Below are 26442 nucleotides of genomic sequence, written 5' to 3' on the forward strand. Positions count from 1 at the left end.
ACTCCAGTAAAAACAGGAGTTCTTTTACAATGTTGTCAATTTTCATTTACAGCAACTTTACCATCCTGAATAGTGAAGATACTTAGATTTTCTGGCAGATTTTGAAGATGATCTAAGCTTGTTGTTGTGATAAAGGTTTGGATTGAATGAGAAATCGTTTCTAATAATTTTAGTTGTCTAGTGTTGTCAAGTTCGCTCATAACATCGTCAAGCAGTAATATTGGAGATTCTGTAGTAATGCTTTCCATTAATTCGATTTCTGCTAATTTTATCGAGAGGACGAGACTACGATGTTGACCTTGACTTCCGAAACTAGCATCCATCCCATTTATATAAAAAGAAATGTCATCTCGATGAGGACCGACACCAGTATTCTTTTTAAATAAATCTCTGGATCTACTTTTTTCTAAAGCAATTTTGAAAGATTCTGACAAGTCTTCTTTGTCAGTTATCTTTACAGAAGATTGATAGGATATTGACAATTCTTCAATCTGATTAGAAAGTTCAAAATGTTTCTTACGACCAAAATGCTCTAGTTTTTTTATGAAATCTAAGCGGTGATTCATCACACGACATCCATAATCAACTAGCTGATCATCTAAGACTGAAAGGAAGGTTTCATCTATTTTTTGAGCTGATTTTAGGTAAGTGTTTCTTTGCTTTAGGATGTGGTTATAATTGGTTAAGTCAGATAAATAGATTGGCTTGATTTGTCCAAGTTCCATATCAATGAATTTTCGTCGAACCGAAGGTGCTCCTTTAATTAGTTGTAAATCTTCAGGAGCAAATAAGACAACATTCATGTGTCCTACATAATCTGAAAGGCGTGCCTGTTTTAAATGATTAACTTTTGTCACACGTCCTTTTTGTGTTAGTTCGATTTCGAGGGGAATAGATCCCGTTTTTTTCTGAACAAGACCTGAAAGATGAAGTTGTTCCTCATCAAAATGAATGAGATTTTTATCTGTTCGAGTTCGATGACTACGCGTTAAGGCTAAAAAATAGATAGCCTCTAACATATTTGTTTTTCCTTGTGCATTACGTCCCAAAAAGACATTCAATTTAGGATTAAAGTCTATTTTCGTCTCTTTGTAATTACGAAAAGTCTTGAGAGATAGGTGTTGTAGCCACATGATTATCTACCAGGGAATCGCGGAGCTTGTTTGCTTTTGGGTGATGAAGTAGGTTTAGAGTTGTCTTTTTTTACTCCTTTATTCATCTCCTTAACAAGTTTAGCGATTCGTTCTTTTTCAACTTTATCAGCTTGGTATTCATCTAGTTCTTCAGAAGTAGGTTGTGTCAACAAGATGTCAATATTCATGTCAGGGATGTCAACTTTATCGCCAATACGAAGTTTTTTACCGCGACGACTCTCTAATTCCCCATTAAAGTAAACAGAATGTTCAGAGAGAAAGGATTTGATAGCTCCTCCGCTATGTGTGATTCCAAGTTCTTTGAGTAGTGCTTGGAGGGTAATAAATTCTTCAAATAATTTGTATTCCATAATTCACCTCAATCTTTGGTATTATACCATATTTTCCTAAAAATAGTGAGAGAAACAGGGAGAAATGTAAGCGATTTTTATTTCAAAAGTGTTACAGAGAACAAGAAAATTTCAGGTTTTCGTGATATAATAGAAGTCTGTATATAAGGAGGTAAATCATGGAGTTAGTGCATGGAATTTCAACACATTTTATCCAATCAAAGAAGTTTAAAACGAACAAAATCGCCGTGCGTTTTACCACTCCATTATCCCTCGATACGATTGCAGGTCGCATGTTGAGTGCGAGTATGCTAGAGACTGCTAATCAGATGTACCCCACTTCTCAAGATTTGAGAAGACATTTAGCCAGTCTATACGGTACAGATATGTCAACCAATTGTTTCAGAAGAGGGCAAAGTCACATTGTAGAATTGACATTTACCTATGTTCGTGATGAGTTTTTAAGTAGGAAAAATATGCTAACTTCTCAGGTTTTGGAACTTGTAAAAGAAACTCTTTTTTCACCCGTAGTAGTTGATAATGGGTTTGATTCGGCCTTATTTGAAATTGAGAAAAAGCAATTGCTAGCAAGTTTAGCAGCTGATATGGATGATTCTTTTTATTTCGCACATAAAGAATTAGATAAATTATTTTTTCATGATGAACGTCTCCAATTGGAATATAGTGATTTACGAAATCGTATTTTAGCTGAAACTCCACAAAGTTCTTATTCTTGTTTCCAAGAATTTTTGGCCAATGATCGAATCGATTTCTTTTTCCTAGGTGATTTTAATGAGGTTGAAATTCAAAATGTATTAGAATCATTTGCCTTTAAAGGTCGAGAAGTGGATGTGAAGATTCAATATTGCCAACCTTATTCCAATATCTTGCAAGAAGGCATGGTTAGGAAAAATGTGGGACAGTCTATTTTAGAGTTGGGATATCATTGCTCTGCTGAATATGGTGATGAGCAACATTTCCCCATGATTGTAATGAATGGTTTACTTGGTGGATTTGCTCACTCTAAACTATTTACAAATGTCCGTGAAAATGCTGGATTGGCTTATACTATTTCAAGTCAGCTTGATTTGTTTAGTGGATTCTTGAGGATGTATGCTGGTATCAATCGAGAAAATCGTAACCAGGCTCGTAAAATGATGAATAATCAACTGATTGATTTAAAAAAAGGATATTTTACAGAGCTTGAGTTAGAGCAGACCAAGGAAATGATTCGTCGGTCTTTGTTACTTTCTCAAGATAATCAATCTTCATTGATTGAACGTGCTTATCAAAATGCCTTACTTGGAAAATCTTCGGCAGACTTTAAAAGTTGGATTGCAAAACTCGAGCAAGTTGCCAAAGATGATATTTGTAGAGCAGCTAATAATGTGAAACTACAGGCGATTTACTTTATGGAAGGAATAGAATGACAAAGGTTATTTTTGAAGAAAAATACTATCCAGCTGTAAAAGAAATGGTTTATCGAACTCGTTTGGCAAACGGATTGACAGTAGCTCTTCTACCTAAAAAGGAATTTAAAGAGGTTTACGGGAGTGTCACTGTTCAGTTTGGTTCGGTAGATACGCTTGTCACAGAAGTTGACGGAGATGTAAAAGAATATCCTGCGGGAATTGCTCATTTTCTTGAACATAAATTATTTGAAAGAGAAGATTCTAGTGATTTGATGTCGGCTTTTACGAGTCTAGGTGCAGATAGTAATGCCTTTACAAGCTTTACAAGAACAAACTATCTTTTTTCAGCAACGGATCATTTTTTAGAAAATTTAGATTTGCTTGATGAATTGGTAACATCAGCACACTTTACTGAAGCTTCCATTTTAAGAGAGCAGGATATTATCCAGCAAGAACGAGAAATGTATCAAGATGATCCAGATTCGTGTTTATTCTTTTCAACCTTAGCGAATTTATATCCTGGCACACCTTTAGCAACGGATATGGTTGGAAGCGAAGAGTCCATTTCCCAAATAAATCTAACTAATTTGCAAGAAAATTTTACAAGGTTTTACAAACCTGTAAATATGTCTCTGTTTTTAGTTGGTAATTTTGATGTGGAGCAAGTACAGGACTATTTTGAAAGAAAAGAACTGGAAGATTCAGATTTTCAGGAAGTAGCAAGAGAAAAGTTGCTTTTACAAGATGTAAAACCAACAGATAGTATGAGAATGGAAGTATCTTCTCCCAAACTAGCGATTGGAGTTAGAGGTAAGCGAGGAGTTTCTGAGGCGGATTGCTATCGACATCATATTTTATTAAAATTATTATTTGCAATGATGTTTGGTTGGACTTCGGATCGTTTTCAAAAGTTATATGAATCAGGTAAAATAGATGCTTCCCTATCTCTTGAAATTGAAGTAACAAGTCGTTTTCATTTTGTCATGTTGACAATGGATACAAAAGAGCCAGTTGCTTTATCTCATCAGTTTAGGAAGGCTATTCGTAATTTTACAAAGGATTTAGATATTACAGAGGAGCATTTAGATATTATCAAAAGAGAGATGTTTGGAGAATTTTTCAGTAGCATGAACTCTCTTGAATTTATTGCAACGCAATATGATGCTTTTGAACATGGTGAGACAATTTTTGATTTACCAAAGATTTTACAGGAAATTACTTTAGAGGATGTCCTTGATGCTGGACATCATTTAATAGATGAAGGGGATATAGTTGATTTTACAATATTCCCATCGTAGTAACCTATCATAATAGACACTAGAAAGAAGGGATGACAAGTATGAGAAAAAAAACAATTGGAGAGGTTTTACGATTAGCTAGAATCAATCAGGGATTGAGTTTAGATGAATTGCAGAAAAAGACAGAAATCCAGTTAGATATGTTGGAAGCAATGGAAGCAGACGATTTCGATCAACTTCCAAGTCCTTTTTACACGCGTTCTTTCTTGAGAAAATATGCATGGGCTGTTGAGTTAGATGACCAAATTGTCTTGGATGCTTATGATTCTGGGAGTATGATTACTTATGAGGAAGTAGATGTTGATGAAGACGAGTTGACAGGTCGTAGACGTTCAAGTAAGAAAAAGAAGAAAAAAACATCCTTTTTACCTTTATTTTATTTTATCCTTTTTGCCTTATCTATTTTAATTTTTGTGACCTATTATGTTTGGAACTATATTCAAACTCAACCAGAGGGGCCTTCTCTTTCTAATTACAGTGTGGTTCAATCAACAAGTTCAATAAGTTCAACTAGCTCTGTTCCCCACTCCTCAAGTAGTAGTTCATCTAGCAATTCTTCTAGTGTAGAATCAGCTATAAGTGTATCAGGTGAAGGAAATCATGTAGAAATCGCTTATAAGACAAGTAAGGAAACAGTTAAATTGCAATTGGCAGTTTCAGATGTTACAAGTTGGATCAGCGTTTCAGAAAGCGAACTTGAGGGCGGTGTAACCTTATCACCGGATAATAAAAGTGCAGAAGCAACAGTTGCAACAAAAAATCCTGTAACAATTACGTTAGGTGTTGTAAAAGGTGTTACTTTGACAGTAGATAATCAGACTGTTGATTTATCGAAGTTAACAGCGCAGACTGGACAAATCACTGTAACCTTTACTAAAAATTAAGGAAAAACGAATGAAAAAAGAACAAATTCCCAATCTCTTAACAATAGGTCGAATTCTCTTTATACCTATTTTTATCTTTATTTTAACGATAGGAAATTCGATAGAGAGTCATATAGTGGCAGCTATTATCTTTGCTATTGCCAGTATTACCGACTATTTAGATGGATATTTAGCTCGTAAATGGAATGTAGTCAGTAATTTCGGTAAATTTGCAGATCCTATGGCGGATAAACTACTAGTTATGTCGGCTTTTATTATGCTGATTGAGTTAGGTATGGCTCCGGCTTGGATTGTTGCAGTGATCATCTGTCGTGAGTTAGCTGTGACAGGTTTAAGGCTTTTATTGGTTGAAACTGGTGGAACGGTTTTAGCAGCGGCAATGCCTGGAAAAATTAAAACTTTTAGTCAGATGTTTGCGATTATTTTCTTGCTATTACATTGGACTTTGCTTGGTCAAGTTCTACTTTATGTAGCCTTATTTTTCACTATCTACTCTGGCTATGATTATTTCAAGGGTAGTGCCTATGTATTTAAAGGGACATTTGGTTCGAAATGAAATCAATAATTGATGTAAAAAATCTTTCTTTTCGTTATAAGGAAAGTCAAGAATACTATGATGTGAAGGATATTACGTTTCACGTGAAACGTGGAGAATGGCTTTCGATTGTAGGGCATAATGGTAGTGGTAAATCAACGACGGTTCGATTAATTGATGGCTTACTGGAAGCAGAATCTGGAGAGATTGTAATTGATGGGCAACGTTTGACTGAGGAAAATGTTTGGAATATACGTCGTCAAATCGGTATGGTTTTTCAAAATCCAGACAATCAATTTGTTGGAGCGACTGTTGAAGATGATGTTGCCTTTGGTTTGGAAAATCAGGGACTTTCTCGTCAAGAAATGAAAAAGAGAGTGGAGGAAGCTCTGGATTTGGTTGGCATGTTGGAGTTTAAAAAGAGAGAGCCAGCACGTCTATCAGGTGGTCAAAAGCAACGTGTGGCTATTGCAGGTGTTGTAGCCCTAAGACCAGCTATTTTAATCCTAGATGAGGCAACGAGTATGTTGGATCCTGAGGGGCGTAGAGAACTGATTGAGACAGTAAAAGGAATTCGGAAAGACTATGATATGACGGTCATTTCCATTACCCATGATTTGGAAGAAGTTGCCATGAGTGATCGTGTGTTGGTCATGAAAAAAGGGGAAATTGAATCAACCAGTAGCCCAAGAGAACTTTTCTCTCGAAATGATTCAGATCAAATTGGATTAGACGATCCTTTTGCCAATCAATTAAAACATTCTTTGAGCCAGAATGGCTATGATTTACCTGAAAATTATTTGACAGAAAGTGAGCTAGAGGATAAGCTATGGGAATTGCTCTAGAAAATGTGAATTTTATATATCAAGAAGGGACTCCCTTAGCTTCAACAGCTTTGTCAGATGTTTCTTTGACGATTGAAGATGGTTCTTATACGGCTTTAATTGGGCATACAGGTAGTGGCAAATCAACTATTTTACAACTATTAAATGGTTTATTAGTTCCAAGTCAAGGGAGTGTGCGAGTTTTTGATACCTTAATTACCTCGACTTCTAAAAATAAAGATATTCGTCAAATTAGAAAACAGGTTGGCTTGGTATTTCAGTTTGCTGAAAATCAGATTTTTGAAGAAACGGTTTTGAAAGACGTTGCTTTTGGACCACAAAATTTTGGAGTTTCTGAAGAAGATGCGGAGAAGATTGCGCGTGAGAAACTGGCTCTGGTTGGAATTGATGAATCACTTTTTGATCGTAGTCCGTTTGAGCTGTCAGGTGGACAAATGAGACGTGTAGCCATTGCAGGTATACTTGCAATGGAGCCATCTATATTAGTCTTAGATGAGCCCACAGCTGGTCTAGATCCTCTAGGGAGAAAAGAGTTGATGACCCTGTTCAGAAAACTCCACCAGTCAGGGATGACCATCGTCTTGGTAACACATTTGATGGATGATGTTGCTGAATATGCAAATCAAGTCTATGTAATGGAAAAGGGACGTTTAGTAAAGGGGGGTAAACCAAGTGATGTCTTTCAAGACGTTGTTTTTATGGAAGAAGTTCAGTTGGGAGTACCTAAAATTACGGCCTTTTGTAAACGATTGGCGGATAGAGGCGTGTCATTTAAACGATTACCGATTAAGATAGAGGAGTTCAAGGAGTCGCTAAATGGATAGTATGATTTTGGGGCGTTATATCCCAGGGGATTCGATTGTTCACCGATTGGATCCACGTAGCAAATTGCTTGCTATGATGCTACTGATTTTGATTGTGTTTTGGGCTAATAACCCCTTGACGAATCTGATTCTTTTTATAGCGACAGGGATATTTATTGCCTTGTCAGGAGTATCTCTTTCATTTTTTATTCAGGGCTTGAAGTCTATGTTTTTCTTGATTGCCTTCACAACTATTTTTCAACTGTTTTTCATTTCTAATGGGAATGTTTTATTTGAGTTTTCGTTTGTGAGAATCACGGATTATGCTTTGCAACAAGCTGGAATTATTTTTTGTCGTTTTGTATTGATTATTTTCTTTTCAACTTTGTTAACCTTAACGACCATGCCCTTAAGTTTGGCATCAGCTGTCGAAGCTTTATTAGCACCTTTAAAGCGTGTGAAAGTTCCAGTTCATGAAATTGGGTTGATGCTGTCCATGAGTCTACGTTTTGTTCCGACCTTAATGGACGATACGACGCGGATTATGAATGCACAGAAAGCGCGTGGAGTGGATTTTGGTGAAGGAAGCATCGTTCAAAAAGTAAAGGCTATGATTCCCATTTTGATTCCTCTTTTTGCGACAAGTTTAAAACGTGCGGATTCCTTGGCTATCGCCATGGAAGCGCGTGGTTATCAGGGTGGAAAAGGCAGAAGTCAATACCGACAATTGGAATGGACTCGAAAGGATACGCTGACTATTCTTGTTATTATCGTACTTGGTTGTTGTTTATTTTTCTTAAAATCTTGGTAGCTTTCAGGAATTGATAAAAAGTTACTGTAACAGTTTTTGATATAAAGGTAGGGATATGAACCGTTTTAAAAAATCAAAATATGTCATTATTGTTTTTGTCACTGTTCTGCTTGTGTCAGCTCTCTTAGCGACGACTTATTCAAGTACAATTGTGACAAAATTAGGAGATGGAATCTCATTGGTTGATAGGGTTGTACAAAAACCTTTTCAGTGGTTTGATTCTGTCAAATCAGATTTGGCTCATTTGACACGAACATATAATGAAAATGAAAGTTTGAAGAAACAGCTTTATCAATTAGAAGTTAAATCAAATGAGGCGGAAAGTTTAAAGACGGAAAATGAGCAACTGCGCCAATTGCTTGATATGAAGTCCAAATTGCAAGCTACACAGACTTTGGCAGCAGATGTTATTATGCGTTCTCCGGTATCTTGGAAACAGGAATTGACCTTAGATGTAGGTAAATCAAAAGGGGCTTCTGAGAACATGTTAGCTATTGCAAATGGTGGCTTGATTGGGAGTGTTTCAAAAGTAGAGGAGAACTCTACTATAGTCAACCTTCTGACAAATACGGAAAATGCTGATAAGATTTCTGTTAAAATTCAACACGGCACTACCACAATTTATGGAATTATTGTTGGCTACGACAAGGAAAATGAAGTTCTTAAAATTAGTCAATTAAATAGTAATAGCGATATTAGTACAGGCGATAAGGTGACAACGGGTGGATTAGGAAACTTTAACGTTGCGGATATTCCTGTAGGTGAAGTGGTTGCCACAACGCATAGTACAGACTATTTGACACGAGAAGTAACTGTTAAATTGAGTGCTGATACTCATAATGTGGATGTGATAGAATTAGTGGGGAATTCATAATGAGACAGTTGAAGCGGGTTGGAGTGTTTTTATTGCTCCCTTTCTTTGTTCTAATTGACGCCCATATTAGCCAGCTTCTGGGCTCATTTTTCCCCCATGTACATTTGGCTAGTCATTTTCTGTTTTTATTTCTCTTATTTGAGACGATAGAAGTATCAGAGTATCTCTACCTAGTCTATTGTTTTGTGATAGGCTTGGTTTACGATGTTTACTTTTTCCATTTAATAGGGATTGCAACTCTCTTATTTATCTTGTTGGGAGCCTTTCTTCATAAATTGAATAGTGTTATTTTGTTGAATCGTTGGACACGAATGCTAGCCATGATTGTCCTGACATTCCTGTTTGAAATGGGTAGTTATCTTTTGGCTTTTATGGTAGGGCTGACAGTGGATAACATGTCGATTTTTATAGTCTATAGCTTGGTACCGACGATGATTTTAAATTTTTTATGGATTACTGTTTTTCAATTTATTTTTGAAAAATATTATCTATAAGAAAGAAACAAAAATGTAACAAAGGCGTAATATTCATTAGGCCTTTTTTTGGTATACTAGTATTGTCTTTAAAAGAAGGAGTATCTACGTAATATGAAGAAAAAAATCTTAGCGTCACTTTTATTAAGTACAGTAATGGTTTCCCAGGCAGCAGTATTGACGACTGCTCATGCAGAAACGACTGATGACAAAATTGCTGCTCAAGATAATAAAATTAGTAACTTAACAGCACAACAAGAAGAAGCACAAAAACAAGTTGATCAAATTCAGGAGCAAGTATCTGCTATTCAAGCAGAGCAATCTAACTTGCAATCTGAAAATGATAGATTACAAGCAGAATCTAAGAAACTCGAGGGTGAGATTACAGAACTTTCTAAAAACATTGTTTCTCGTAACCAATCTTTGGAAAAACAAGCTCGTAGTGCTCAAACAAATGGAGCCGCAACTAGCTACATCAATACAATCGTAAACTCAAAATCAATTACAGAAGCTATTTCACGTGTTGCTGCAATGAGTGAAATCGTATCTGCAAACAACAAAATGTTAGAACAACAAAAGGCAGATAAAAAAGCTATTTCTGAAAAACAAGTAGCAAATAATGATGCTATCAATACTGTAATTGCTAATCAACAAAAATTAGCTGATGATGCTCAAGCATTGACTACGAAACAGGCAGAACTAAAAGCTGCTGAATTGAGTCTTGCTGCTGAGAAAGCGACAGCTGAAGGGGAAAAGGCAAGTCTATTAGAGCAAAAAGCAGCAGCTGAGGCAGAGGCTCGTGCAGCTGCGGCAGCAGAAGCAGCTTATAAAGAAAAACAAGCTAGCCAACAACAATCAGTACTTGCTTCAGGGAATACAAACCTAACAGCACAGGTACAAGCAGTATCTGAATCTGCAGTAGCACCTGTTCAGGCTAAAGTACGTCCAACATATAACACAAATGCCTCAACTTATCCAATTGGAGAATGTACATGGGGAGTAAAAACATTGGCACCTTGGGCTGGAGACTACTGGGGTAATGGAGCACAGTGGGCCACAAGTGCAGCAGCAGCAGGTTTCCGTACAGGTTCAACCCCTCAAGTTGGGGCAATTGCATGTTGGAACGATGGTGGATATGGACACGTAGCGGTTGTTACAGCTGTTGAATCAACAACACGTATCCAAGTATCAGAATCAAATTATGCAGGTAATCGTACAATTGGAAATCACCGTGGATGGTTCAATCCAACAACGACTTCTGAAGGTTTTGTAACATATATTTATGCAGACTAATTACAGAGGGACTCGAATAGAGCCCTCTTTTTCAGGTTTTACCGTGACAATCCCTATTAAAAATTATATCAAAATAGCTTGAAAATATTGGAAAAGTATGGTAAAATAAAAATTGTCGTGTGAACGATAATACTCATTCTTGATGAATTGTGAAGCAGTTGCCCTTGGGTCGTTTTGCGAGTTGAAGTCAAGAAGAGGAAAAAAACAAAAAGGAGAAATACTCATGGCAGTAATTTCAATGAAACAACTTCTTGAGGCTGGTGTACACTTTGGTCACCAAACTCGTCGCTGGAACCCTAAGATGGCTAAATACATCTTTACAGAGCGTAACGGAATCCACGTTATCGACTTGCAACAAACTGTAAAATACGCTGACCAAGCATACGACTTCATGCGTGATGCGGCAGCTAACGATGCAGTTGTATTGTTCGTTGGTACTAAGAAACAAGCAGCTGATGCAGTTGCTGAAGAAGCAGTACGTTCAGGTCAATACTTCATCAACCACCGTTGGTTGGGTGGAACTCTTACAAACTGGGGAACAATCCAAAAGCGTATCGCTCGTTTGAAAGAAATCAAACGTATGGAAGAAGATGGAACTTTTGAAGTTCTTCCTAAGAAAGAAGTTGCACTTCTTAACAAACAACGTGCACGTCTTGAAAAATTCTTGGGTGGTATCGAAGATATGCCTCGTATCCCAGATGTGATGTACGTAGTTGACCCACATAAAGAGCAAATCGCTGTTAAAGAAGCTAAAAAATTGGGAATCCCAGTTGTAGCGATGGTTGACACAAACACTGATCCAGATGATATCGATGTAATCATCCCAGCTAACGATGACGCTATCCGCGCTGTTAAATTGATTACAGCTAAATTGGCTGACGCTATCATCGAAGGACGTCAAGGTGAAGATGCAGCAGCGGTTGAAGCAGAATTTGCAGCTTCAGAAACTCAAGCAGATTCAATTGAAGAAATCGTTGAAGTTGTAGAAGGCGACAACGCTTAATTTATATAAATAGTAATTACCTAGGAGGGCGGGGCTTAGCCCGGCTCTCCTATTTTTAAAAAATATAGGAGAATCAAAATGGCAGAAATTACAGCTAAACTTGTAAAAGAGTTGCGTGAAAAATCTGGTGCCGGTGTTATGGACGCTAAAAAAGCGCTTGTAGAAACAGACGGTGACATCGAAAAAGCGATTGAATTGCTTCGTGAAAAAGGTATGGCTAAGGCAGCTAAGAAAGCTGACCGTGTTGCTGCAGAAGGTTTGACTGGTGTTTATGTTGACGGTAACATTGCAGCAGTTGTTGAAGTAAATGCTGAAACTGACTTCGTTGCGAAAAACGCTCAATTTGTTGAGTTGGTAAACGCAACAGCTAAAGCAATCGTTGAAGGAAAACCAGCTAATAATGAGGAAGCACTTGCTTTGACTATGCCTTCAGGTGAAACTCTTGAAGCTGCATACGTATCTGCAACAGCGACTATCGGAGAAAAAATCTCATTCCGTCGCTTTGCTTTGATTGAAAAAACAGATGCACAGCACTTCGGAGCATACCAACACAACGGTGGACGTATCGGTGTTATCTCTGTAATCGAAGGTGGAGACGAAGCACTTGCTAAACAAATTTCAATGCACATCGCTGCTATGAAACCAACAGTTCTTTCTTACAAAGAATTGGATGAGCAATTCGTTAAAGATGAGTTGGCACAATTGAACCACGTTATCGACCAAGACAACGAAAGCCGTGCAATGGTTAACAAACCAGCTCTTCCACACTTGAAGTATGGATCAAAAGCTCAATTGACTGATGAAGTGATTGCTCAAGCTGAAGCTGACATCAAAGCTGAGTTGGCTGCAGAAGGTAAACCAGAAAAAATCTGGGACAAAATTATCCCAGGTAAAATGGATCGCTTCATGCTTGACAATACTAAAGTTGACCAAGCTTACACACTTCTTGCACAAGTTTACATCATGGATGATAGCAAGACAGTTGAAGCATATCTTGAATCAGTTAACGCTTCAGTAGTTGAGTTCGCTCGCTTTGAAGTTGGTGAAGGTATCGAAAAAGCTGCAAACGACTTCGAAGCTGAAGTTGCAGCTACAATGGCAGCAGCCTTGAATAACTAATTATAGAAAGGAAGTAAATTTGCTTCCTTTTTTCTATGCAGTCGATCCCTATAGGGAGAGCTTCCTATTTTCAAGGTAAAAATAAAAAGCCCTATAATAAGGGCTAAGTGCATTTAGGAGACTAAACTTCAAATTCATAGAGTGTTGTAGAGAGATAACGTTCACCGTTATCTGGTGCTAGAGCAAGAACTTTTTTACCTGTACCTAATTTTTTGGCAACCTCGATGGCTCCGTAGATAGCTGCAGCTGAAGAAATCCCTACAAGGAAGCCTTCTTTTCCACCAATTTCACGGCCGAGTGCAAGAGCATCATCTGATGTTACGCGAACGATACCATCATAGGCTTTAGTATCAAGTGTATCAGGAATAAATCCAGCTGAGATACCTTGAATTTTGTGAGGACCAGGTTTTTCACCAGATAGAATAGCAGATTCATCAGCTTCCACTGCATAAACTTGAATGTTTGAATTTGCTGATTTGAGTGCATGAGAAACACCAGAAATCGTTCCACCGGTACCCACTCCAGCAACAAAGGCATCTAGTCCATCTTTATCGAAAGCAGCTAGTATTTCAGCTCCTGTTGTTCTTTCGTGTACTTCTGGATTAGCTGGATTGTCAAATTGAAGAGGAAGGAAGCCATCACGTTCAGCAGCGATTTCTTGAGCCTTAGCAATAGCACCCTTCATTCCTTCGCTACCAGGCGTAAGGACGAGTTCAGCACCATAGGCTTGGATAATCTTACGGCGTTCTACACTCATAGTTTCAGGCATAACGATGACAACTTTATACCCTTTAGCAGCCCCTACCCATGAAAGTCCAATACCAGTATTTCCACTTGTTGCTTCAACAATAGTAGAACCAGGTTTCAGAATACCATCTTGTTCAGCTTTTTCAATCATGCTAAGGGCAATACGGTCTTTTACAGATGAACCAGGATTAAATGATTCAAGCTTTACATAGACGTCCGCAGCACCTTCTGGCACGATGTTGTTAAGTTTAACAATCGGTGTTTGACCGACTAGTTCAGTAATGTTGTTATAAATAGACATATGAATACCTCTTTGTATAAGATATTTCTAGTATAACGCTATCTATATCATTTGTAAAATATAGAAATCCTATCGGAGCGATAGGATTTTTTTATATCATAGGTCTAAGCCATTAATTTTTAAGCGATTGTGTTCAGCTAATTCTAGTAAATAGGTGTAAAGGAAAACGATATCCGTTTTCTTCGGGAATTCAAATTTATGAGCACTAAAATGCTCATTATGTGCTTTTAGAAAGATATTTTCTAAATAAGTAATCGTTATTTCACTATCATCTATACCTGCTCCTGCAGTTTCCATTTCAACGTTAATAATGTTCATTAAAAAGATTGATTTAATGGACATCTTACGACCAGTAGCGCCTTGTTTATCTGTAAAGATAATACGGATATTTGTAAATATAATTGAGTCACGGATCAGTTTATATCCACTTTGAATTTCTTCATTTTCTAGTAGATATTGTCCATATTCTTTGATGAGAGTTTCTTTGTTTTGCTCGCTAAAGTTACCAGCGAGTCCTTGAATGAATGTTCCAAATACCATATTTCTCTCCTTTGTTTACACTAAGTTTACAGGAACTTCAACTTCACGTAAACCTTGGTCAGTTAAAGTGATTTTTCCATTAAAAAACTCTACAAGTGCAGCTTTAATAGTTTCTTTTTCTTCTTTATCAACATAAATCATCGTATCGACTTGATCTGTAAAGTTTGTGTCCAGCTCCATGAGATCATGTTCTTTAAGGAAGTTACTGTACTCTTGGTACTGAGCATAAGACATTTGAATAGCAATGCCAGCCTGTTCTTTTATTTCAATAATACCAATTTCTTTGACAGCTAAGGCGACACTCCCGGCGTAAGCACGGATTAGTCCTCCAGCGCCTAGTTTAATACCACCAAAGTAGCGTGTCACGACCACACAGACATTGGTGAGATTGTGATTTTCTAGTACCCCAAGCATGGGAACACCAGCAGTACCACTAGGCTCACCATCATCACTTGTACGTTTAATTTCACTACGTTCTCCAATAATAAAGGCAGAGCAGTTATGTGTCGCTTTGTAGTGTTCTTTTTTGATGGCAGTAATGAAGTCACGAGCCTCTTCTTCACTATAAACACGCTTGGCATGACAGATAAAGCGTGATTTTTTGATTTCTTCTTGGACTTGACCGTCCTCTTTAATTGTTCTAAATTCCATGATTTAATTGTACTAAAAAATCATCTAAAGCGCTAGTTTTTACGAATAAAGAAGTATGAAAGTAAATCCAAATTATCTCGGTCGTTTGTTTACGGAGAATGAATTAACAGAAGAAGAACGTCAGTTGGCGGAGAAACTTCCAGCAATGAGAAAGGAGAAAGGGAAACTTTTCTGTCAACGTTGTAATAGTGCTATTTTAGATGAATGGTATTTGCCCATCGGTGCTTACTATTGTAGGGAGTGTTTACTGATGAAGCGAGTCAGGAGTGATCAAGCTTTATACTATTTTCCACAGGAGGATTTTCCGAAGCAAGATGTTCTTAAATGGCGTGGTCAATTAACTCCTTTTCAAGAGAAGGTGTCAGAGGGACTGATTCAAGCAGTAGACAAGCAGGAGCCAACCTTAGTTCATGCGGTAACAGGAGCTGGAAAGACAGAAATGATTTATCAAGTTGTAGCTAAAGTAATCAATGCGGGTGGTGCAGTGTGTTTGGCCAGTCCTCGCATAGATGTTTGTTTGGAGCTATACAAACGCCTGCAAGATGATTTTGCTTGCGAGATAGCCCTCCTACATGGAGAATCAAAGCCGTATTTTCGAACACCACTAGTTGTTGCGACGACCCATCAGTTATTGAAATTTTATCAAGCTTTTGATTTGCTGATAGTGGATGAAGTAGATGCCTTTCCTTATGTTGATAATCCCACGCTTTACCATGCTATCAAGAATAGTGTAAAGGAGAATGGGCTGAGAATCTTTTTAACAGCGACTTCTACCGATGAGTTAGATAGGAAAGTCCGTTTAGGAGAATTAAAAAGGTTGAGTTTGCCTAGACGATTTCATGGAAATCCGTTGATTATTCCTAAACCTGTCTGGTTATCGGATTTTAATCACTGTTTAGAGAAAAATCGGTTGTCACCAAAGTTAAAGTCCTATATTGATAAGCAGAGAAAGACAGGTTATCCGTTACTCATTTTTGCTTCAGAAATTAAGAAAGGGGAGCAGTTAAAAGAAATCTTACAGGAGCAATTTCCAAATGAGAAAATTGGCTTTGTATCTTCTGTAACAGAGGATCGATTAGAGCAGGTGCAAGCTTTTCGAGATGGAGAACTGACAATACTTATTAGTACGACGATATTGGAGCGTGGGGTTACCTTCCCTTGTGTGGACGTTTTCGTAGTAGAGGCCAATCATCGTTTGTTTACCAAGTCTAGTTTGATTCAAATTGGTGGACGAGTTGGACGAAGCATGGATAGACCGACAGGAGATTTGCTTTTCTTCCATGATGGGTTAAATGATTCAATCAAGAAGGCGATTAAGGAAATTCAGATGATGAATAAGGAGGCTGGTCTATGAAGTGCTTGTTATGTGGGCAGACTATGAAGACTGTTTTAACTTTTAGTAGTCTCTTACTTCTGAAGAATGATGCCTCCTGTCTTTGTTTAGATTGTGATTCTACTTTTGAAAGAATTGGGGAAGAGAACTGTCCAAACTGTATGAAAATAGGATTGTCAACAAAGTGTCAAGATTGTCAATTTTGGTGTAAAGAAGGAGTTGAGGTCAGTCATAGAGCGATTTTCACTTACAATCAAGCTATGAAGGATTTTTTTAGTCGATATAAATTTGATGGAGACTTCCTTTTAAGAAAAGTTTTTTCTTCATTTTTAAGTGAGGAGTTGAAAAAGTACAAAGAGTACCAATTTGTAGTCATTCCCCTAAGCCCTGATAGATATGCTGATAGAGGATTTAATCAGGTTGAAGGTTTAGTTGAAGCAGCAGGGTTCTCTTTTCAAGACTTACTAGAGAAAAGAGAAGAACGAGCCAGTTCTTCTAAAAGTCGCTCAGAGCGCTTGGCGACAGAACTTCCTTTCTTTATTAAAAGTGGAGTCCGCATTCCTAAGAAAATCCTACTTATAGATGATATTTATACTACAGGAACAACTATAAATCGTGTGAAGAAACTGCTGGAAGAAGCTGGTGCTGAGGATGTAAAAACATTTTCCCTTGTAAGATGAGGAAAAATTTGCAAAAATAGAATGAAAGCGTTATAATAAAATCATAAAAACAAAAATGTTTAGAAAGAAGGTACTCATATGATTAAATATAGTATCCGTGGTGAAAACCTAGAAGTAACAGAAGCAATTCGTGATTATGTAGTTTCTAAACTCGAAAAGATCGAAAAGTATTTTCAAGCTGAACAAGAGTTGGATGCTCGAGTTAACTTGAAGGTGTATCGTGAAAAAACTGCTAAAGTGGAAGTAACGATTCCGCTTGGCTCTATTACTCTTCGTGCAGAAGATGTGTCTCAAGATATGTATGGTTCAATTGACCTTGTAACCGATAAAATTGAACGTCAGATTCGTAAAAATAAAACAAAAATCGAGCGTAAAAATAAAAATAAGGTAGCAACTAGTCAATTATTTACAGATGCTTTGGTGGAAGATTCAAATGTTGTCCAGTCTAAAGTTGTTCGTTCAAAACAAATTGATTTAAAACCAATGGATTTGGAAGAAGCTATTCTACAAATGGATTTGTTAGGACATGATTTCTTTATCTATGTGGATGTTGAAGATCAGACAACCAATGTGATTTATCGTCGTGAGGATGGCGAAATTGGTTTGTTAGAAGTTAAAGAATCTTAATTTCAATATGTGTAAAGGTAGGTTTACTGAATTGTAAACCTCCTTTTTCTTATAATTGATAGAATTACTGATTACACTTTTAAAAAGTCGCTTTTTGAGGGGTATTATGGTATAATGGGTGCCAAGAGGTTTGGAATGAAAAAATTTTATGTAAGTCCATTCTTTCCTATTTTAGTAGGATTGATTGCGTTTGGAGTCTTATCCACTTTCATTATTTTTGTTAATAATAATCTGTTGACGCTTTTAATTTTGTTTCTTTTTGTAGGAGGCTATGTTTTTTTATTTAAGAAACTGAGAGTGCATTATACAAGGAGTGAAGTAGAACAAATCCAGTATGTAAACCACCAAGCGGAAGAAAGTTTGACAGCTCTATTGGAACAGATACCTGTAGGTGTTATGAAATTGAATTTATCTTCTGGAGAGGTTGAGTGGTTTAATCCCTATGCTGAATTGATTTTGACCAAGGAAGATGGCGATTTTGATTTGGAAGCTGTTCAAACGATTATCAAGGCTTCAGTAGGAAATCCGTCTACTTATGCCAAACTGGGTGAGAAGCGTTATGCTGTTCATATGGATGCTTCTTCCGGTGTTTTGTATTTTGTAGATGTATCCAGGGAGCAAGCCATAACAGATGAGTTAGTAACGAGTCGACCAGTGATTGGAGTTGTGTCTGTGGATAATTATGATGATTTGGAGGATGCAACTTCTGAGTCAGATATTAGTCAAATCAATAGTTTTGTAGCTAATTTTATATCAGAGTTTTCAGAAAAATACATGATGTTTTCTCGTCGGGTAAGTATGGATCGATTTTATCTATTTACTGACTACACAGTGCTTGAGGGCTTGATGAATGATAAATTTTCTGTTATAGATGCTTTCAGAGAAGAGTCGAAACAGAGACAGTTGCCCTTGACCTTAAGTATGGGATTTTCTTATGGTGATGGAAATCATGATGAAATCGGGAAAGTTGCTTTGCTCAACTTGAACTTGGCTGAAGTACGTGGTGGCGACCAGGTGGTTGTCAAGGAGAATGATGAAACGAAAAATCCAGTCTACTTTGGTGGTGGGTCGGCTGCGTCCATCAAGCGCACTCGTACCCGTACTCGATCAATGATGACAGCCATATCTGATAAGATTCGTAGTGTGGATCAAGTGTTTGTAGTTGGACATAGAAATTTAGATATGGATGCCTTGGGCTCTGCTGTAGGTATGCAGTTGTTTGCCAGCAATGTGATTGAAAATAGCTATGCTCTTTATGATGAAAATCAAATGTCTCCAGATATTGAACGAGCTGTTTCATTCTTAGAAAAAGAAGGAGTTACGAAGTTGTTGTCTGTTAAGGATGCAATGGGGATGGTGACTAATCGTTCTTTGTTGATTCTTGTAGACCATTCAAAGACAGCCTTAACATTATCAAAAGAATTTTATGATTTATTTACCCAAACTATTGTTATTGACCACCATAGAAGGGATCAGGATTTCCCAGACAATGCAGTTATCACTTATATCGAAAGTGGTGCAAGCAGTGCCAGTGAGTTAGTAACAGAACTGATTCAGTTCCAGAATTCTAAGAAAAATCGTTTGAGTCGTATGCAAGCCAGTGTCTTGATGGCTGGTATGATGCTGGATACTAAAAATTTCACCTCACGAGTGACTAGTCGGACATTTGATGTTGCTAGCTATCTCAGAACGCGCGGAAGTGATAGTATTGCTATCCAAGAAATCGCTGCGACAGATTTTGAAGAATATCGTGAGGTCAATGAACTGATTTTACAGGGGCGTAAATTAGGTTCAGATGTATTGATAGCAGAGGCTAAGGACTCGAAATGCTATGATACAGTTGTTATTAGTAAGGCAGCAGATGCCATGTTAGCTATGTCAGGTATTGAAGCGAGTTTTGTTCTTGCGAAGAATACACAAGGATTTATCTCGATCTCAGCTCGAAGTCGTAGTAAGCTGAATGTACAACGAATTATGGAAGAGTTAGGCGGTGGAGGTCACTTTAATTTGGCAGCAGCTCAAATTAAAGATTTAACCTTGTCAGAAGCAGGTGAAAAACTGACAGAAATTGTATTAAATGAAATAAAGGAAAAGGAGAAAGAAGAATGAAAGTAATCTTTTTAGCAGATGTTAAAGGAAAAGGTAAAAAAGGCGAAATTAAGGAAGTACCAACAGGGTATGCGCAAAACTTTCTTATCAAAAAGAACCTAGCCAAAGAAGCGACTGCTCAAGCGGTAGGTGAGCTTCGTGGTAAACAAAAATCTGAAGAAAAAGCTCACGCTGAAATGATTGCAGAAGCAAAAGTAATTAAAGCCCAACTTGAAGCAGAAGAAACGGTTGTAGAATTTGTTGAAAAAGTTGGTCCAGATGGTCGTACCTTTGGTTCGATTACCAATAAGAAGATTGCAGAAGAATTGCAAAAGCAATTTGGAATTAAGATTGATAAACGTCATATCCAAGTACAAGCTCCGATTCGAGCGGTTGGTTTAATCGATGTACCAGTGAAAATCTATCAAGATATTACAAGTGTAATCAATCTTCGTGTGAAAGAAGGATAAGTTTACACCTTCTTGACAATATTGTAAAAGGAAGGGCAGTCTGATGGCAGAAGTAGAAGAGTTACGAGTACAACCTCAAGATATCTTAGCTGAGCAATCTGTTTTAGGGGCTATCTTTATTGACGAGAGTAAACTTGTTTTTGTGCGAGAATACATTGAGTCTCGGGACTTTTTTAAGTATGCCCATCGTTTGATTTTCCAAGCTATGGTCGATTTATCCGATCGTGGTGATGCCATAGATGCAACAACTGTTCGCACCATTCTTGATAATCAAGGGGATTTACAGAATATTGGTGGCCTGTCTTACCTGGTTGAGATTGTCAATTCTGTGCCAACTTCTGCTAATGCGGAGTATTATGCTAAGATTGTTGCAGAAAAAGCAATGCTACGTCGTTTAATTGCCAAGTTGACAGAGTCTGTCAACCAAGCTTACGAAGCGTCACAACCAGCTGATGAAATTATTGCTCAGGCAGAAAAAGGCCTGATTGATGTCAGTGAAAATGCTAATCGAAGTGGATTTAAGAACATTCGAGATGTGTTGAATATCAACTTTGGAAATCTGGAAGCTCGTTCGCAACAAACGACCGATATTACAGGTATTGCGACAGGCTATCGTGATTTGGATCATATGACGACTGGTCTGCACGAGGAGGAGTTGATTATTCTAGCAGCCCGTCCAGCGGTTGGTAAGACAGCCTTTGCCTTGAATATTGCTCAGAATATTGGGACTAAGTTGGATAAAACGGTTGCTATCTTTTCGCTCGAAATGGGTGCGGAAAGTCTAGTAGACCGTATGTTAGCTGCAGAAGGTTTGGTGGAATCCCATTCTATCCGTACGGGTCAATTGACTGATGAGGAATGGCAAAAGTATACCATTGCTCAAGGGAATCTAGCGAATGCAAGTATCTATATCGATGATACGCCAGGGATTCGGATTACAGAGATTCGTTCTCGTTCTCGTAAATTGGCTCAAGAAACGGGCAATCTTGGTTTGATTTTGATAGATTACTTGCAATTGATTACAGGTACAGGCCGAGAAAATCGTCAACAAGAAGTTTCAGAAATTTCACGTCAGTTGAAAATCCTAGCCAAGGAACTGAAAGTTCCAGTAATTGCTCTAAGTCAGTTGTCTCGTGGTGTAGAACAACGTCAGGACAAGAGGCCAGTCTTGTCTGATATTCGTGAATCGGGATCTATTGAGCAGGATGCTGATATCGTAGCCTTTCTTTATCGTGACGACTACTATGAGCGTGGTGGTGAAGAAGAGGAAGGTATCCCAAATAATAAGGTGGAAGTTATTATTGAGAAAAACCGTAGTGGAGCTCGTGGAACAGTGGAATTAATTTTCCAAAAAGAATACAATAAATTTTCAAGTATATCAAAAAGGGAGGCATAAGATGACAGACGCATTTACAGATGTAGCTAAGATGAAAAAAATTAAAGAGGAAATCAAGGCGCATGAGGGTCATGTAATTGAAATGACTTTGGAAAATGGGCGTAAGCGTCAAAAAAATAGATTGGGTAAGTTAATTGAAGTTTATCCATCCCTATTTATTGTGGAATTTGGGAATGTGGAAGGAGATAAACAAGCTAATGTTTACGTTGAATCCTTTACTTACTCAGATATCCTTACTGAAAAGAATTTGATTCATTATCTGGACTAAAGTGAGAAATTTTCTCACTTTTTCTTTTTTCTCCGAATAGTTTAAGTGAAGGTAATCTTCGATTTATATTATTTTTCAAGGAGGAAGAATGAAAGTTTTACCATTCAAAGTAACAGAGACAGGATTTTCTTTGAGAAAGTCGGTTAAAAAGGTTGTTCCTTTTTTAGTAGTAGGATTGATGCTAGCAACTGGCGATAGTGTCTATGCCTATTCCGGAGGAAATGGATCGATTGCGCGTGGAGATGATTATCCTGCTTACTATAAAAATGGGAGTCAGGAAATTGATCAGTGGCGCATGTACTCTCGTCAGTGTACTTCATTTGCAGCCTTTCGCTTGAGTAGTGTCAATGGTTTTGAGATTCCAAGGGCTTATGGAAATGCGAATGAATGGGGGCATCGTGCTCGTCGTGAAGGCTATCGTGTAGATAATACACCGACGATTGGCTCTATTGCTTGGTCTACTGCAGGAACTTATGGGCATGTTGCCTGGGTGTCAAATGTAATGGGAGATCAGATTGAGATCGAGGAATATAACTATGGTTATACAGAAGCCTATAATAAACGAAGTATAAAAGCAAATACGATGACAGGATTTATTCATTTTAAAGATTTGGCTGGTGGCAGTGTTGGGAATAGTCAAACCTCAGTTTCAACAGGCGGAACTCATTATGTTAAGACCAAGTCTGCTATTAAAACTGAACCTCTAGCTAGCGCAACTGCAATTGATTACTATTATCCTGGGGAGAAGGTTCATTATGATCAAATTCTCGAAAAAGATGGATACAAGTGGTTGAGTTATACTGCCTATAATGGAAGCTATCGTTATGTTCAATTGGAGGCTGTGAATAAAAATCCTCTAGGTAATTCTGTTCTTTCTTCAACCGGTGGAACTCATTATTTTAAGACCAAGTCTGCTATCAAAAATCAGCCATTAGCTAGTGCAACTGCGATTGATTACTATTATCCTGGGGAGAAGGTTCATTATGATCAAATTCTCGAAAAAGATGGATACAAGTGGATGAGTTATACGGCTTATAATGGAAGTCGTCGCTATATCCAGCTAGAGGGGATGACTTCTTCACAGAATTATCAGAATCAATCAGGAAACATCTCTAGCTATGGATCTAATAACAGTTCAACTGTCGGTTGGAAGAAAATAAATGGTAGTTGGTATCATTTCAAATCAAATGGCTCTAAATCAACAGGCTGGTTGAAAGATGGTTCTAGCTGGTATTATTTGAAATCATCTGGTGAAATGCAGACAGGATGGTTAAAGGAGAATGGCTCGTGGTATTACCTGGATAGTTCAGGGGCAATGAAAACAGGCTGGTATCAAGTTTCTGGTAAGTGGTATTATTCTTACTCTTCAGGTGCCTTAGCTGTTAATACGACGGTGGATGGCTACAGAGTAAATAGTTATGGAGAACGAGTATAGAAAATTGGAGTAGGAAATGTTTCCTGCTCTTTTCTGTAAGCAGTTTCCTTGACATTTTTCTTATTTTGCGCTATCATATATCCATATAATATATGGGAGTCTGTGTACAGTCTGAGAGGAAGCGTTAAGCTTCGACCGCACCTGATCTGGGTAATGCCAGCGTAGGGAACGATACTTAGTCTATTCTGCACCTTTTCCATATATGGTAAAGGTTTTTCTTTTTGTCAAAGGAAAACGAGAAGAGGAGGTTTTTATGAAAGCAAGCATTGCCTTGCAAGTTTTACCCCTAGCACAGGGGATTGACCGCATAGCTGTTATCGATCAGGTCATTGCTTATCTACAAGCTCAAGAAGTGACGATGGTAGTGACACCATTTGAAACGGTCTTGGAAGGGGAGTTTGATGAGCTTATGCGCATTCTAAAAGAAGCGCTGGAAGTGGCAGGGCAGGAGGCAGATAATGTCTTTGCCAATGTCAAAATAAATGTAGGAGAGATTTTAAGTATTGATGAGAAGCTTGAAAAGTATACTGAGACGACACATTAGTCTATTGGGTTTTCTGGGAGTCTTGTCAATCTGGCAGTTAGCAGGTTTTCTTAAACTTCTCCCCAAGTTTATCCTGCCGACACCTCTTGAAATTCTCCAGTCCTTTGTTCGTGACAGAGAATTTCTCTGGTACCATAGCTGGGCGACCTTGAGAGTGGCTTTATTGGGTCTAATTTTGGGAGTCTTGATTGCCTGTCTCATGGCTGTACTTATGGATAGTTTGACTTGGCTCAATGACCTGATTTACCCTATGATGGTGGTCGTTCAGACCATTCCGACCATTGCCATAGCTCCTATCTTGGTCTTGTGGCTAGGTTATGGGATTCTGCCCAAGATTGTCCTGATTATCTTGACGACAACCTTCCCTATCATCGTCAGCATTTTGGACGGTTTTAGGCATTGTGACAAGGATATGCTGACCTTGTTTAGTCTGATGCGGGCCAAGCCTTGGCAAATCCTGTGGCATTTTAAAATTCCAGTCAGCCTGCCCTACTTTTATGCTGGTCTGAGGGTCAGTGTCTCCTACGCTTTTATCACAACAGTGGTATCTGAGTGGTTGGGAGGCTTTGAGGGTCTTGGTGTTTATATGATTCAGTCCAAGAAACTGTTTCAGTATGATACCATGTTCGTGATTATTATTCTGGTATCGATTATCAGTCTTCTCGGTATGAAGCTGGTTGATGTCAGTGAAAAATATGTTATTAAATGGAAACGTTCGTAGAATTAGAATGTTTCAAAAAAGAAAAGAGGAAATTGAAATGAAGAAAACATGGAAAGTGTTTTTAACTGTTTTAACAGCTCTTGTAGCTGTTGTACTTGTGGCCTGTGGTCAAGGAACTGCTTCTAAGGATAACAAAGAGGCAGAACTCAAGAAAATCGACTTTATCCTAGACTGGACACCAAATACCAACCACACAGGGCTTTATGTGGCTAAGGAAAAAGGCTACTTCAAGGAAGCTGGAGTGGATGTTGATTTGAAATTGCCACCAGAAGAAAGTTCTTCTGACTTGGTTATTAACGGTAAGGCACCATTTGCAGTCTATTTCCAAGACTATATGGCTAAAAAATTGGAAAAAGGGGCAGGAATTACTGCCGTTGCAGCTATTGTTGAACACAATACATCAGGAATCATCTCTCGTAAATCTGACAATGTAGCTAGTCCAAAAGACTTGGTTGGGAAGAAATACGGAACCTGGAATGACCCAACGGAACTTGCTATGTTGAAAACCTTGGTAGAATCACAAGGTGGAGACTTTGAGAAGGTTGAAAAAGTACCAAATAACGACTCAAACTCAATCACACCGATTGCCAATGGGGTCTTTGATACTGCTTGGATCTACTACGGTTGGGATGGTATCCTTGCAAAATCTCAAGGTGTAGATGCTAATTTCATGTACTTGAAAGACTACGTTAAAGAATTTGACTACTACTCACCAGTTATCATCGCAAACAACGACTATTTGAAAGCCAACAAAGAAGAAGCTCGTAAAGTCATCCAAGCCATCAAAAAAGGCTACCAATATGCTATGGAGCATCCAGAGGAAGCGGCAGATATCCTCATCAAGAATGCACCTGAACTCAAGGAAAAACGTGACTTTGTCATCGAATCTCAAAAATACTTGTCAAAAGAATACGCAAGTGACAAGGAAAAATGGGGTCAATTTGATGCAGCTCGCTGGAATGCCTTCTACAAATGGGATAAAGAAAATGGTATCCTTAAAGAAGACTTGACAGACAAAGGTTTTACCAATGAATTTGTGAAATAATGACAGAAATTAGACTAGAACACGTCAGTTATGCCTATGGTCAGGAGAGGATTTTAGAAGACATCAACCTGCAGGTGACTTCAGGTGAAGTGGTTTCTATCCTAGGCCCAAGTGGTGTAGGTAAGACTACGCTTTTCAATTTAATTGCGGGGATTTTAGAAGTTCAGTCAGGGAGAATTGTCCTTGATGGCGAGGAAAATCCTAAGGGACGCGTGAGTTATATGTTGCAAAAGGATTTGCTCTTGGAGCATAAGACCGTGCTTGGTAATATCATTCTGCCCCTCTTGATTCAAAAGGTGGATAAGGCGGAAGCCATTGCCCGCGCGGATGAAATTCTTGCGACCTTCCAGTTGACAGCTGTAAGAGATAAATACCCTCATGAACTCAGTGGTGGGATGCGCCAGCGCGTGGCCTTGCTTCGAACTTACCTTTTCGGGCACAAGCTCTTTCTCTTAGATGAAGCCTTTAGCGCCTTGGATGAGATGACCAAGATGGAACTACACGCTTGGTACCTTGAGATTCACAAGCAGTTGCAGCTAACAACCTTGATCATCACGCATAGTATCGAGGAGGCCCTCAGTCTCAGCGACCGCATCTATATCTTGAAAAATCGTCCTGGGCAGATTGTTTCAGAAATTAAACTAGATTGGTCTGAAGGTGAGGACAAGGAAGTCCAAAAGATTGCCTACAAACGTCAAATTTTGGCAGAATTAGGCTTAGATAAGTAGAAAAATAGGGAGTTGATGAAGATTATCCTTTACCA

Annotated in this window: 29 protein-coding genes and 1 riboswitch; of the genes, 24 read left to right on the forward strand and 5 right to left on the reverse strand. The window is 38.2% G+C overall.

Features of this window, described 5'->3' with window-relative positions; translation table 11 throughout:
* Window positions 1-35 precede the first annotated feature (35 nt).
* Together recF and yaaA are read right to left on the reverse strand one after the other, a co-directional pair.
* The gene (gene recF, locus PCY12_RS02170) at window positions 36-1133 is read right to left on the reverse strand and encodes a DNA replication/repair protein RecF (protein ID WP_301351309.1); all 1098 of its coding nucleotides are present in this window, start codon (window positions 1131-1133) and stop codon (window positions 36-38) included.
* Window positions 1134-1135: 2 nt separating this feature from the next.
* Entirely contained in the window at window positions 1136-1504 is a 369-nt protein-coding gene (gene yaaA / locus PCY12_RS02175) for a S4 domain-containing protein YaaA (protein ID WP_061438545.1), read from the reverse strand.
* 158 nt (window positions 1505-1662) lie between these two features.
* Here yaaA and PCY12_RS02180 point away from each other — a divergent pair, with 158 nt between their 5' ends.
* From PCY12_RS02180 to tsf, 12 genes are all read left to right on the forward strand, one after another.
* Window positions 1663-2913, forward strand: a complete 1251-nt coding sequence (locus PCY12_RS02180; RefSeq protein ID WP_301351311.1) for a pitrilysin family protein — start codon at window positions 1663-1665, stop codon at window positions 2911-2913.
* Complete coding sequence (locus PCY12_RS02185) at window positions 2910-4193, forward strand: pitrilysin family protein (protein WP_301351313.1); 1284 nt, start codon at window positions 2910-2912, stop codon at window positions 4191-4193. Before PCY12_RS02180 ends, PCY12_RS02185 begins: the two co-directional genes overlap by 4 nt.
* Window positions 4194-4234: 41 nt before the next feature.
* The gene (gene rodZ / locus PCY12_RS02190; protein WP_301351314.1) at window positions 4235-5077 is read left to right on the forward strand and encodes a cytoskeleton protein RodZ; all 843 of its coding nucleotides are present in this window, start codon (window positions 4235-4237) and stop codon (window positions 5075-5077) included.
* A gap of 10 nt (window positions 5078-5087) precedes the next feature.
* A complete protein-coding gene (gene pgsA / locus PCY12_RS02195) occupies window positions 5088-5633 on the forward strand; it encodes a CDP-diacylglycerol--glycerol-3-phosphate 3-phosphatidyltransferase (protein WP_000712127.1) in 546 nt (181 codons plus the stop codon).
* Window positions 5630-6457 carry an energy-coupling factor ABC transporter ATP-binding protein gene (locus PCY12_RS02200; protein ID WP_301351316.1) on the forward strand — a complete coding sequence of 276 codons (828 nt, stop codon included), beginning with the start codon at window positions 5630-5632 and terminating at the stop codon, window positions 6455-6457. The genes pgsA and PCY12_RS02200 overlap by 4 nt, the downstream gene beginning before the upstream one ends.
* Window positions 6442-7281, forward strand: coding sequence for an energy-coupling factor transporter ATPase (locus PCY12_RS02205; protein WP_301351318.1), 840 nt, complete (start codon window positions 6442-6444; stop codon window positions 7279-7281). The genes PCY12_RS02200 and PCY12_RS02205 overlap by 16 nt, the downstream gene beginning before the upstream one ends.
* A complete protein-coding gene (locus PCY12_RS02210) occupies window positions 7274-8071 on the forward strand; it encodes an energy-coupling factor transporter transmembrane protein EcfT (protein WP_301351319.1) in 798 nt (265 codons plus the stop codon). Before PCY12_RS02205 ends, PCY12_RS02210 begins: the two co-directional genes overlap by 8 nt.
* Window positions 8072-8126: 55 nt before the next feature.
* A complete protein-coding gene (gene mreC / locus PCY12_RS02215; RefSeq protein ID WP_301351321.1) occupies window positions 8127-8945 on the forward strand; it encodes a rod shape-determining protein MreC in 819 nt (272 codons plus the stop codon).
* On the forward strand, window positions 8945-9439 hold the full coding sequence (gene mreD / locus PCY12_RS02220; protein WP_049511280.1) for a rod shape-determining protein MreD: 495 nt from the start codon (window positions 8945-8947) through the stop codon (window positions 9437-9439). Before mreC ends, mreD begins: the two co-directional genes overlap by 1 nt.
* A gap of 93 nt (window positions 9440-9532) precedes the next feature.
* Window positions 9533-10711, forward strand: a complete 1179-nt coding sequence (gene pcsB, locus PCY12_RS02225; RefSeq protein ID WP_173283104.1) for a peptidoglycan hydrolase PcsB — start codon at window positions 9533-9535, stop codon at window positions 10709-10711.
* Window positions 10712-10934: 223 nt separating this feature from the next.
* Window positions 10935-11714, forward strand: a complete 780-nt coding sequence (gene rpsB / locus PCY12_RS02230; protein WP_014017378.1) for a 30S ribosomal protein S2 — start codon at window positions 10935-10937, stop codon at window positions 11712-11714.
* Window positions 11715-11792: 78 nt separating this feature from the next.
* Window positions 11793-12833: a translation elongation factor Ts gene (tsf, locus tag PCY12_RS02235; protein WP_023936278.1), complete on the forward strand. Its 1041-nt coding sequence runs from the start codon at window positions 11793-11795 to the stop codon at window positions 12831-12833.
* A 121-nt stretch (window positions 12834-12954) separates the two neighbouring features.
* Here tsf and cysK read toward each other — a convergent pair whose 3' ends face one another.
* The 3 genes from cysK to PCY12_RS02250 all read right to left on the reverse strand — a co-directional run bounded on the left by cysK (window position 12955) and on the right by PCY12_RS02250 (window position 15072).
* Entirely contained in the window at window positions 12955-13881 is a 927-nt protein-coding gene (gene cysK, locus PCY12_RS02240) for a cysteine synthase A (protein ID WP_061438556.1), read from the reverse strand.
* Between the two features lie 96 nt (window positions 13882-13977).
* Window positions 13978-14421 carry a PH domain-containing protein gene (locus tag PCY12_RS02245; protein WP_301351324.1) on the reverse strand — a complete coding sequence of 148 codons (444 nt, stop codon included), beginning with the start codon at window positions 14419-14421 and terminating at the stop codon, window positions 13978-13980.
* A gap of 15 nt (window positions 14422-14436) precedes the next feature.
* Window positions 14437-15072 carry a YigZ family protein gene (locus tag PCY12_RS02250; protein ID WP_301351326.1) on the reverse strand — a complete coding sequence of 212 codons (636 nt, stop codon included), beginning with the start codon at window positions 15070-15072 and terminating at the stop codon, window positions 14437-14439.
* A 55-nt stretch (window positions 15073-15127) separates the two neighbouring features.
* Here PCY12_RS02250 and PCY12_RS02255 point away from each other — a divergent pair, with 55 nt between their 5' ends.
* From PCY12_RS02255 to PCY12_RS02310, 12 genes are all read left to right on the forward strand, one after another.
* Window positions 15128-16426: a DEAD/DEAH box helicase gene (locus tag PCY12_RS02255; RefSeq protein ID WP_301351328.1), complete on the forward strand. Its 1299-nt coding sequence runs from the start codon at window positions 15128-15130 to the stop codon at window positions 16424-16426.
* Entirely contained in the window at window positions 16423-17085 is a 663-nt protein-coding gene (locus PCY12_RS02260; RefSeq protein WP_301351330.1) for a ComF family protein, read from the forward strand. The genes PCY12_RS02255 and PCY12_RS02260 overlap by 4 nt, the downstream gene beginning before the upstream one ends.
* A gap of 78 nt (window positions 17086-17163) precedes the next feature.
* On the forward strand, window positions 17164-17712 hold the full coding sequence (gene raiA, locus PCY12_RS02265; RefSeq protein ID WP_050142688.1) for a ribosome-associated translation inhibitor RaiA: 549 nt from the start codon (window positions 17164-17166) through the stop codon (window positions 17710-17712).
* Between the two features lie 135 nt (window positions 17713-17847).
* On the forward strand, window positions 17848-19821 hold the full coding sequence (locus PCY12_RS02270) for a DHH family phosphoesterase (protein ID WP_301351332.1): 1974 nt from the start codon (window positions 17848-17850) through the stop codon (window positions 19819-19821).
* Window positions 19818-20270 (forward strand): 50S ribosomal protein L9, encoded by a 453-nt coding sequence (gene rplI, locus PCY12_RS02275; protein WP_301351333.1) that lies wholly within the window; start codon window positions 19818-19820, stop codon window positions 20268-20270. The genes PCY12_RS02270 and rplI overlap by 4 nt, the downstream gene beginning before the upstream one ends.
* A 43-nt stretch (window positions 20271-20313) precedes the next feature.
* Window positions 20314-21666, forward strand: coding sequence for a replicative DNA helicase (dnaB, locus tag PCY12_RS02280; RefSeq protein WP_120770774.1), 1353 nt, complete (start codon window positions 20314-20316; stop codon window positions 21664-21666).
* A gap of 1 nt (window position 21667) precedes the next feature.
* Window positions 21668-21934: a Veg family protein gene (locus PCY12_RS02285; protein ID WP_000128619.1), complete on the forward strand. Its 267-nt coding sequence runs from the start codon at window positions 21668-21670 to the stop codon at window positions 21932-21934.
* Window positions 21935-22022: 88 nt separating this feature from the next.
* On the forward strand, window positions 22023-23369 hold the full coding sequence (cbpD, locus tag PCY12_RS02290) for a choline binding-anchored murein hydrolase CbpD (RefSeq protein ID WP_301351334.1): 1347 nt from the start codon (window positions 22023-22025) through the stop codon (window positions 23367-23369).
* A gap of 82 nt (window positions 23370-23451) precedes the next feature.
* Window positions 23452-23554, forward strand: a riboswitch (TPP riboswitch).
* A gap of 68 nt (window positions 23555-23622) precedes the next feature.
* Entirely contained in the window at window positions 23623-23913 is a 291-nt protein-coding gene (locus PCY12_RS02295; RefSeq protein ID WP_000647659.1) for a thiamine-binding protein, read from the forward strand.
* A complete protein-coding gene (locus PCY12_RS02300; RefSeq protein ID WP_301351336.1) occupies window positions 23876-24634 on the forward strand; it encodes an ABC transporter permease in 759 nt (252 codons plus the stop codon). Before PCY12_RS02295 ends, PCY12_RS02300 begins: the two co-directional genes overlap by 38 nt.
* 37 nt (window positions 24635-24671) lie before the next feature.
* On the forward strand, window positions 24672-25679 hold the full coding sequence (locus tag PCY12_RS02305) for an ABC transporter substrate-binding protein (RefSeq protein ID WP_301351338.1): 1008 nt from the start codon (window positions 24672-24674) through the stop codon (window positions 25677-25679).
* Window positions 25679-26407, forward strand: coding sequence for an ABC transporter ATP-binding protein (locus tag PCY12_RS02310; RefSeq protein WP_261053199.1), 729 nt, complete (start codon window positions 25679-25681; stop codon window positions 26405-26407). Before PCY12_RS02305 ends, PCY12_RS02310 begins: the two co-directional genes overlap by 1 nt.
* Window positions 26408-26442 lie beyond the last annotated feature (35 nt).

This window comes from Streptococcus sp. SPS1 (genome assembly GCF_030439915.1).
Taxonomy (GTDB): domain Bacteria; phylum Bacillota; class Bacilli; order Lactobacillales; family Streptococcaceae; genus Streptococcus.

Excerpts from the sequence above, each read along its gene's own strand:
- recF (WP_301351309.1), bottom strand. The coding sequence starts at position 1,133 with ATGTGGCTACAACACCTATCTCTCAAGACTTTTCGTAATTACAAAGAG.
- yaaA (WP_061438545.1), bottom strand. The coding sequence starts at position 1,504 with ATGGAATACAAATTATTTGAAGAATTTATTACCCTCCAAGCACTACTC.
- PCY12_RS02180 (WP_301351311.1), top strand. The coding sequence starts at position 1,663 with ATGGAGTTAGTGCATGGAATTTCAACACATTTTATCCAATCAAAGAAG.
- PCY12_RS02185 (WP_301351313.1), top strand. The coding sequence starts at position 2,910 with ATGACAAAGGTTATTTTTGAAGAAAAATACTATCCAGCTGTAAAAGAA.
- rodZ (WP_301351314.1), top strand. The coding sequence starts at position 4,235 with ATGAGAAAAAAAACAATTGGAGAGGTTTTACGATTAGCTAGAATCAAT.
- pgsA (WP_000712127.1), top strand. The coding sequence starts at position 5,088 with ATGAAAAAAGAACAAATTCCCAATCTCTTAACAATAGGTCGAATTCTC.
- PCY12_RS02200 (WP_301351316.1), top strand. The coding sequence starts at position 5,630 with ATGAAATCAATAATTGATGTAAAAAATCTTTCTTTTCGTTATAAGGAA.
- PCY12_RS02205 (WP_301351318.1), top strand. The coding sequence starts at position 6,442 with ATGGGAATTGCTCTAGAAAATGTGAATTTTATATATCAAGAAGGGACT.
- PCY12_RS02210 (WP_301351319.1), top strand. The coding sequence starts at position 7,274 with ATGGATAGTATGATTTTGGGGCGTTATATCCCAGGGGATTCGATTGTT.
- mreC (WP_301351321.1), top strand. The coding sequence starts at position 8,127 with ATGAACCGTTTTAAAAAATCAAAATATGTCATTATTGTTTTTGTCACT.
- mreD (WP_049511280.1), top strand. The coding sequence starts at position 8,945 with ATGAGACAGTTGAAGCGGGTTGGAGTGTTTTTATTGCTCCCTTTCTTT.
- pcsB (WP_173283104.1), top strand. The coding sequence starts at position 9,533 with ATGAAGAAAAAAATCTTAGCGTCACTTTTATTAAGTACAGTAATGGTT.
- rpsB (WP_014017378.1), top strand. The coding sequence starts at position 10,935 with ATGGCAGTAATTTCAATGAAACAACTTCTTGAGGCTGGTGTACACTTT.
- tsf (WP_023936278.1), top strand. The coding sequence starts at position 11,793 with ATGGCAGAAATTACAGCTAAACTTGTAAAAGAGTTGCGTGAAAAATCT.
- cysK (WP_061438556.1), bottom strand. The coding sequence starts at position 13,881 with ATGTCTATTTATAACAACATTACTGAACTAGTCGGTCAAACACCGATT.
- PCY12_RS02245 (WP_301351324.1), bottom strand. The coding sequence starts at position 14,421 with ATGGTATTTGGAACATTCATTCAAGGACTCGCTGGTAACTTTAGCGAG.
- PCY12_RS02250 (WP_301351326.1), bottom strand. The coding sequence starts at position 15,072 with ATGGAATTTAGAACAATTAAAGAGGACGGTCAAGTCCAAGAAGAAATC.
- PCY12_RS02255 (WP_301351328.1), top strand. The coding sequence starts at position 15,128 with ATGAAAGTAAATCCAAATTATCTCGGTCGTTTGTTTACGGAGAATGAA.
- PCY12_RS02260 (WP_301351330.1), top strand. The coding sequence starts at position 16,423 with ATGAAGTGCTTGTTATGTGGGCAGACTATGAAGACTGTTTTAACTTTT.
- raiA (WP_050142688.1), top strand. The coding sequence starts at position 17,164 with ATGATTAAATATAGTATCCGTGGTGAAAACCTAGAAGTAACAGAAGCA.
- PCY12_RS02270 (WP_301351332.1), top strand. The coding sequence starts at position 17,848 with ATGAAAAAATTTTATGTAAGTCCATTCTTTCCTATTTTAGTAGGATTG.
- rplI (WP_301351333.1), top strand. The coding sequence starts at position 19,818 with ATGAAAGTAATCTTTTTAGCAGATGTTAAAGGAAAAGGTAAAAAAGGC.
- dnaB (WP_120770774.1), top strand. The coding sequence starts at position 20,314 with ATGGCAGAAGTAGAAGAGTTACGAGTACAACCTCAAGATATCTTAGCT.
- PCY12_RS02285 (WP_000128619.1), top strand. The coding sequence starts at position 21,668 with ATGACAGACGCATTTACAGATGTAGCTAAGATGAAAAAAATTAAAGAG.
- cbpD (WP_301351334.1), top strand. The coding sequence starts at position 22,023 with ATGAAAGTTTTACCATTCAAAGTAACAGAGACAGGATTTTCTTTGAGA.
- PCY12_RS02295 (WP_000647659.1), top strand. The coding sequence starts at position 23,623 with ATGAAAGCAAGCATTGCCTTGCAAGTTTTACCCCTAGCACAGGGGATT.
- PCY12_RS02300 (WP_301351336.1), top strand. The coding sequence starts at position 23,876 with ATGAGAAGCTTGAAAAGTATACTGAGACGACACATTAGTCTATTGGGT.
- PCY12_RS02305 (WP_301351338.1), top strand. The coding sequence starts at position 24,672 with ATGAAGAAAACATGGAAAGTGTTTTTAACTGTTTTAACAGCTCTTGTA.
- PCY12_RS02310 (WP_261053199.1), top strand. The coding sequence starts at position 25,679 with ATGACAGAAATTAGACTAGAACACGTCAGTTATGCCTATGGTCAGGAG.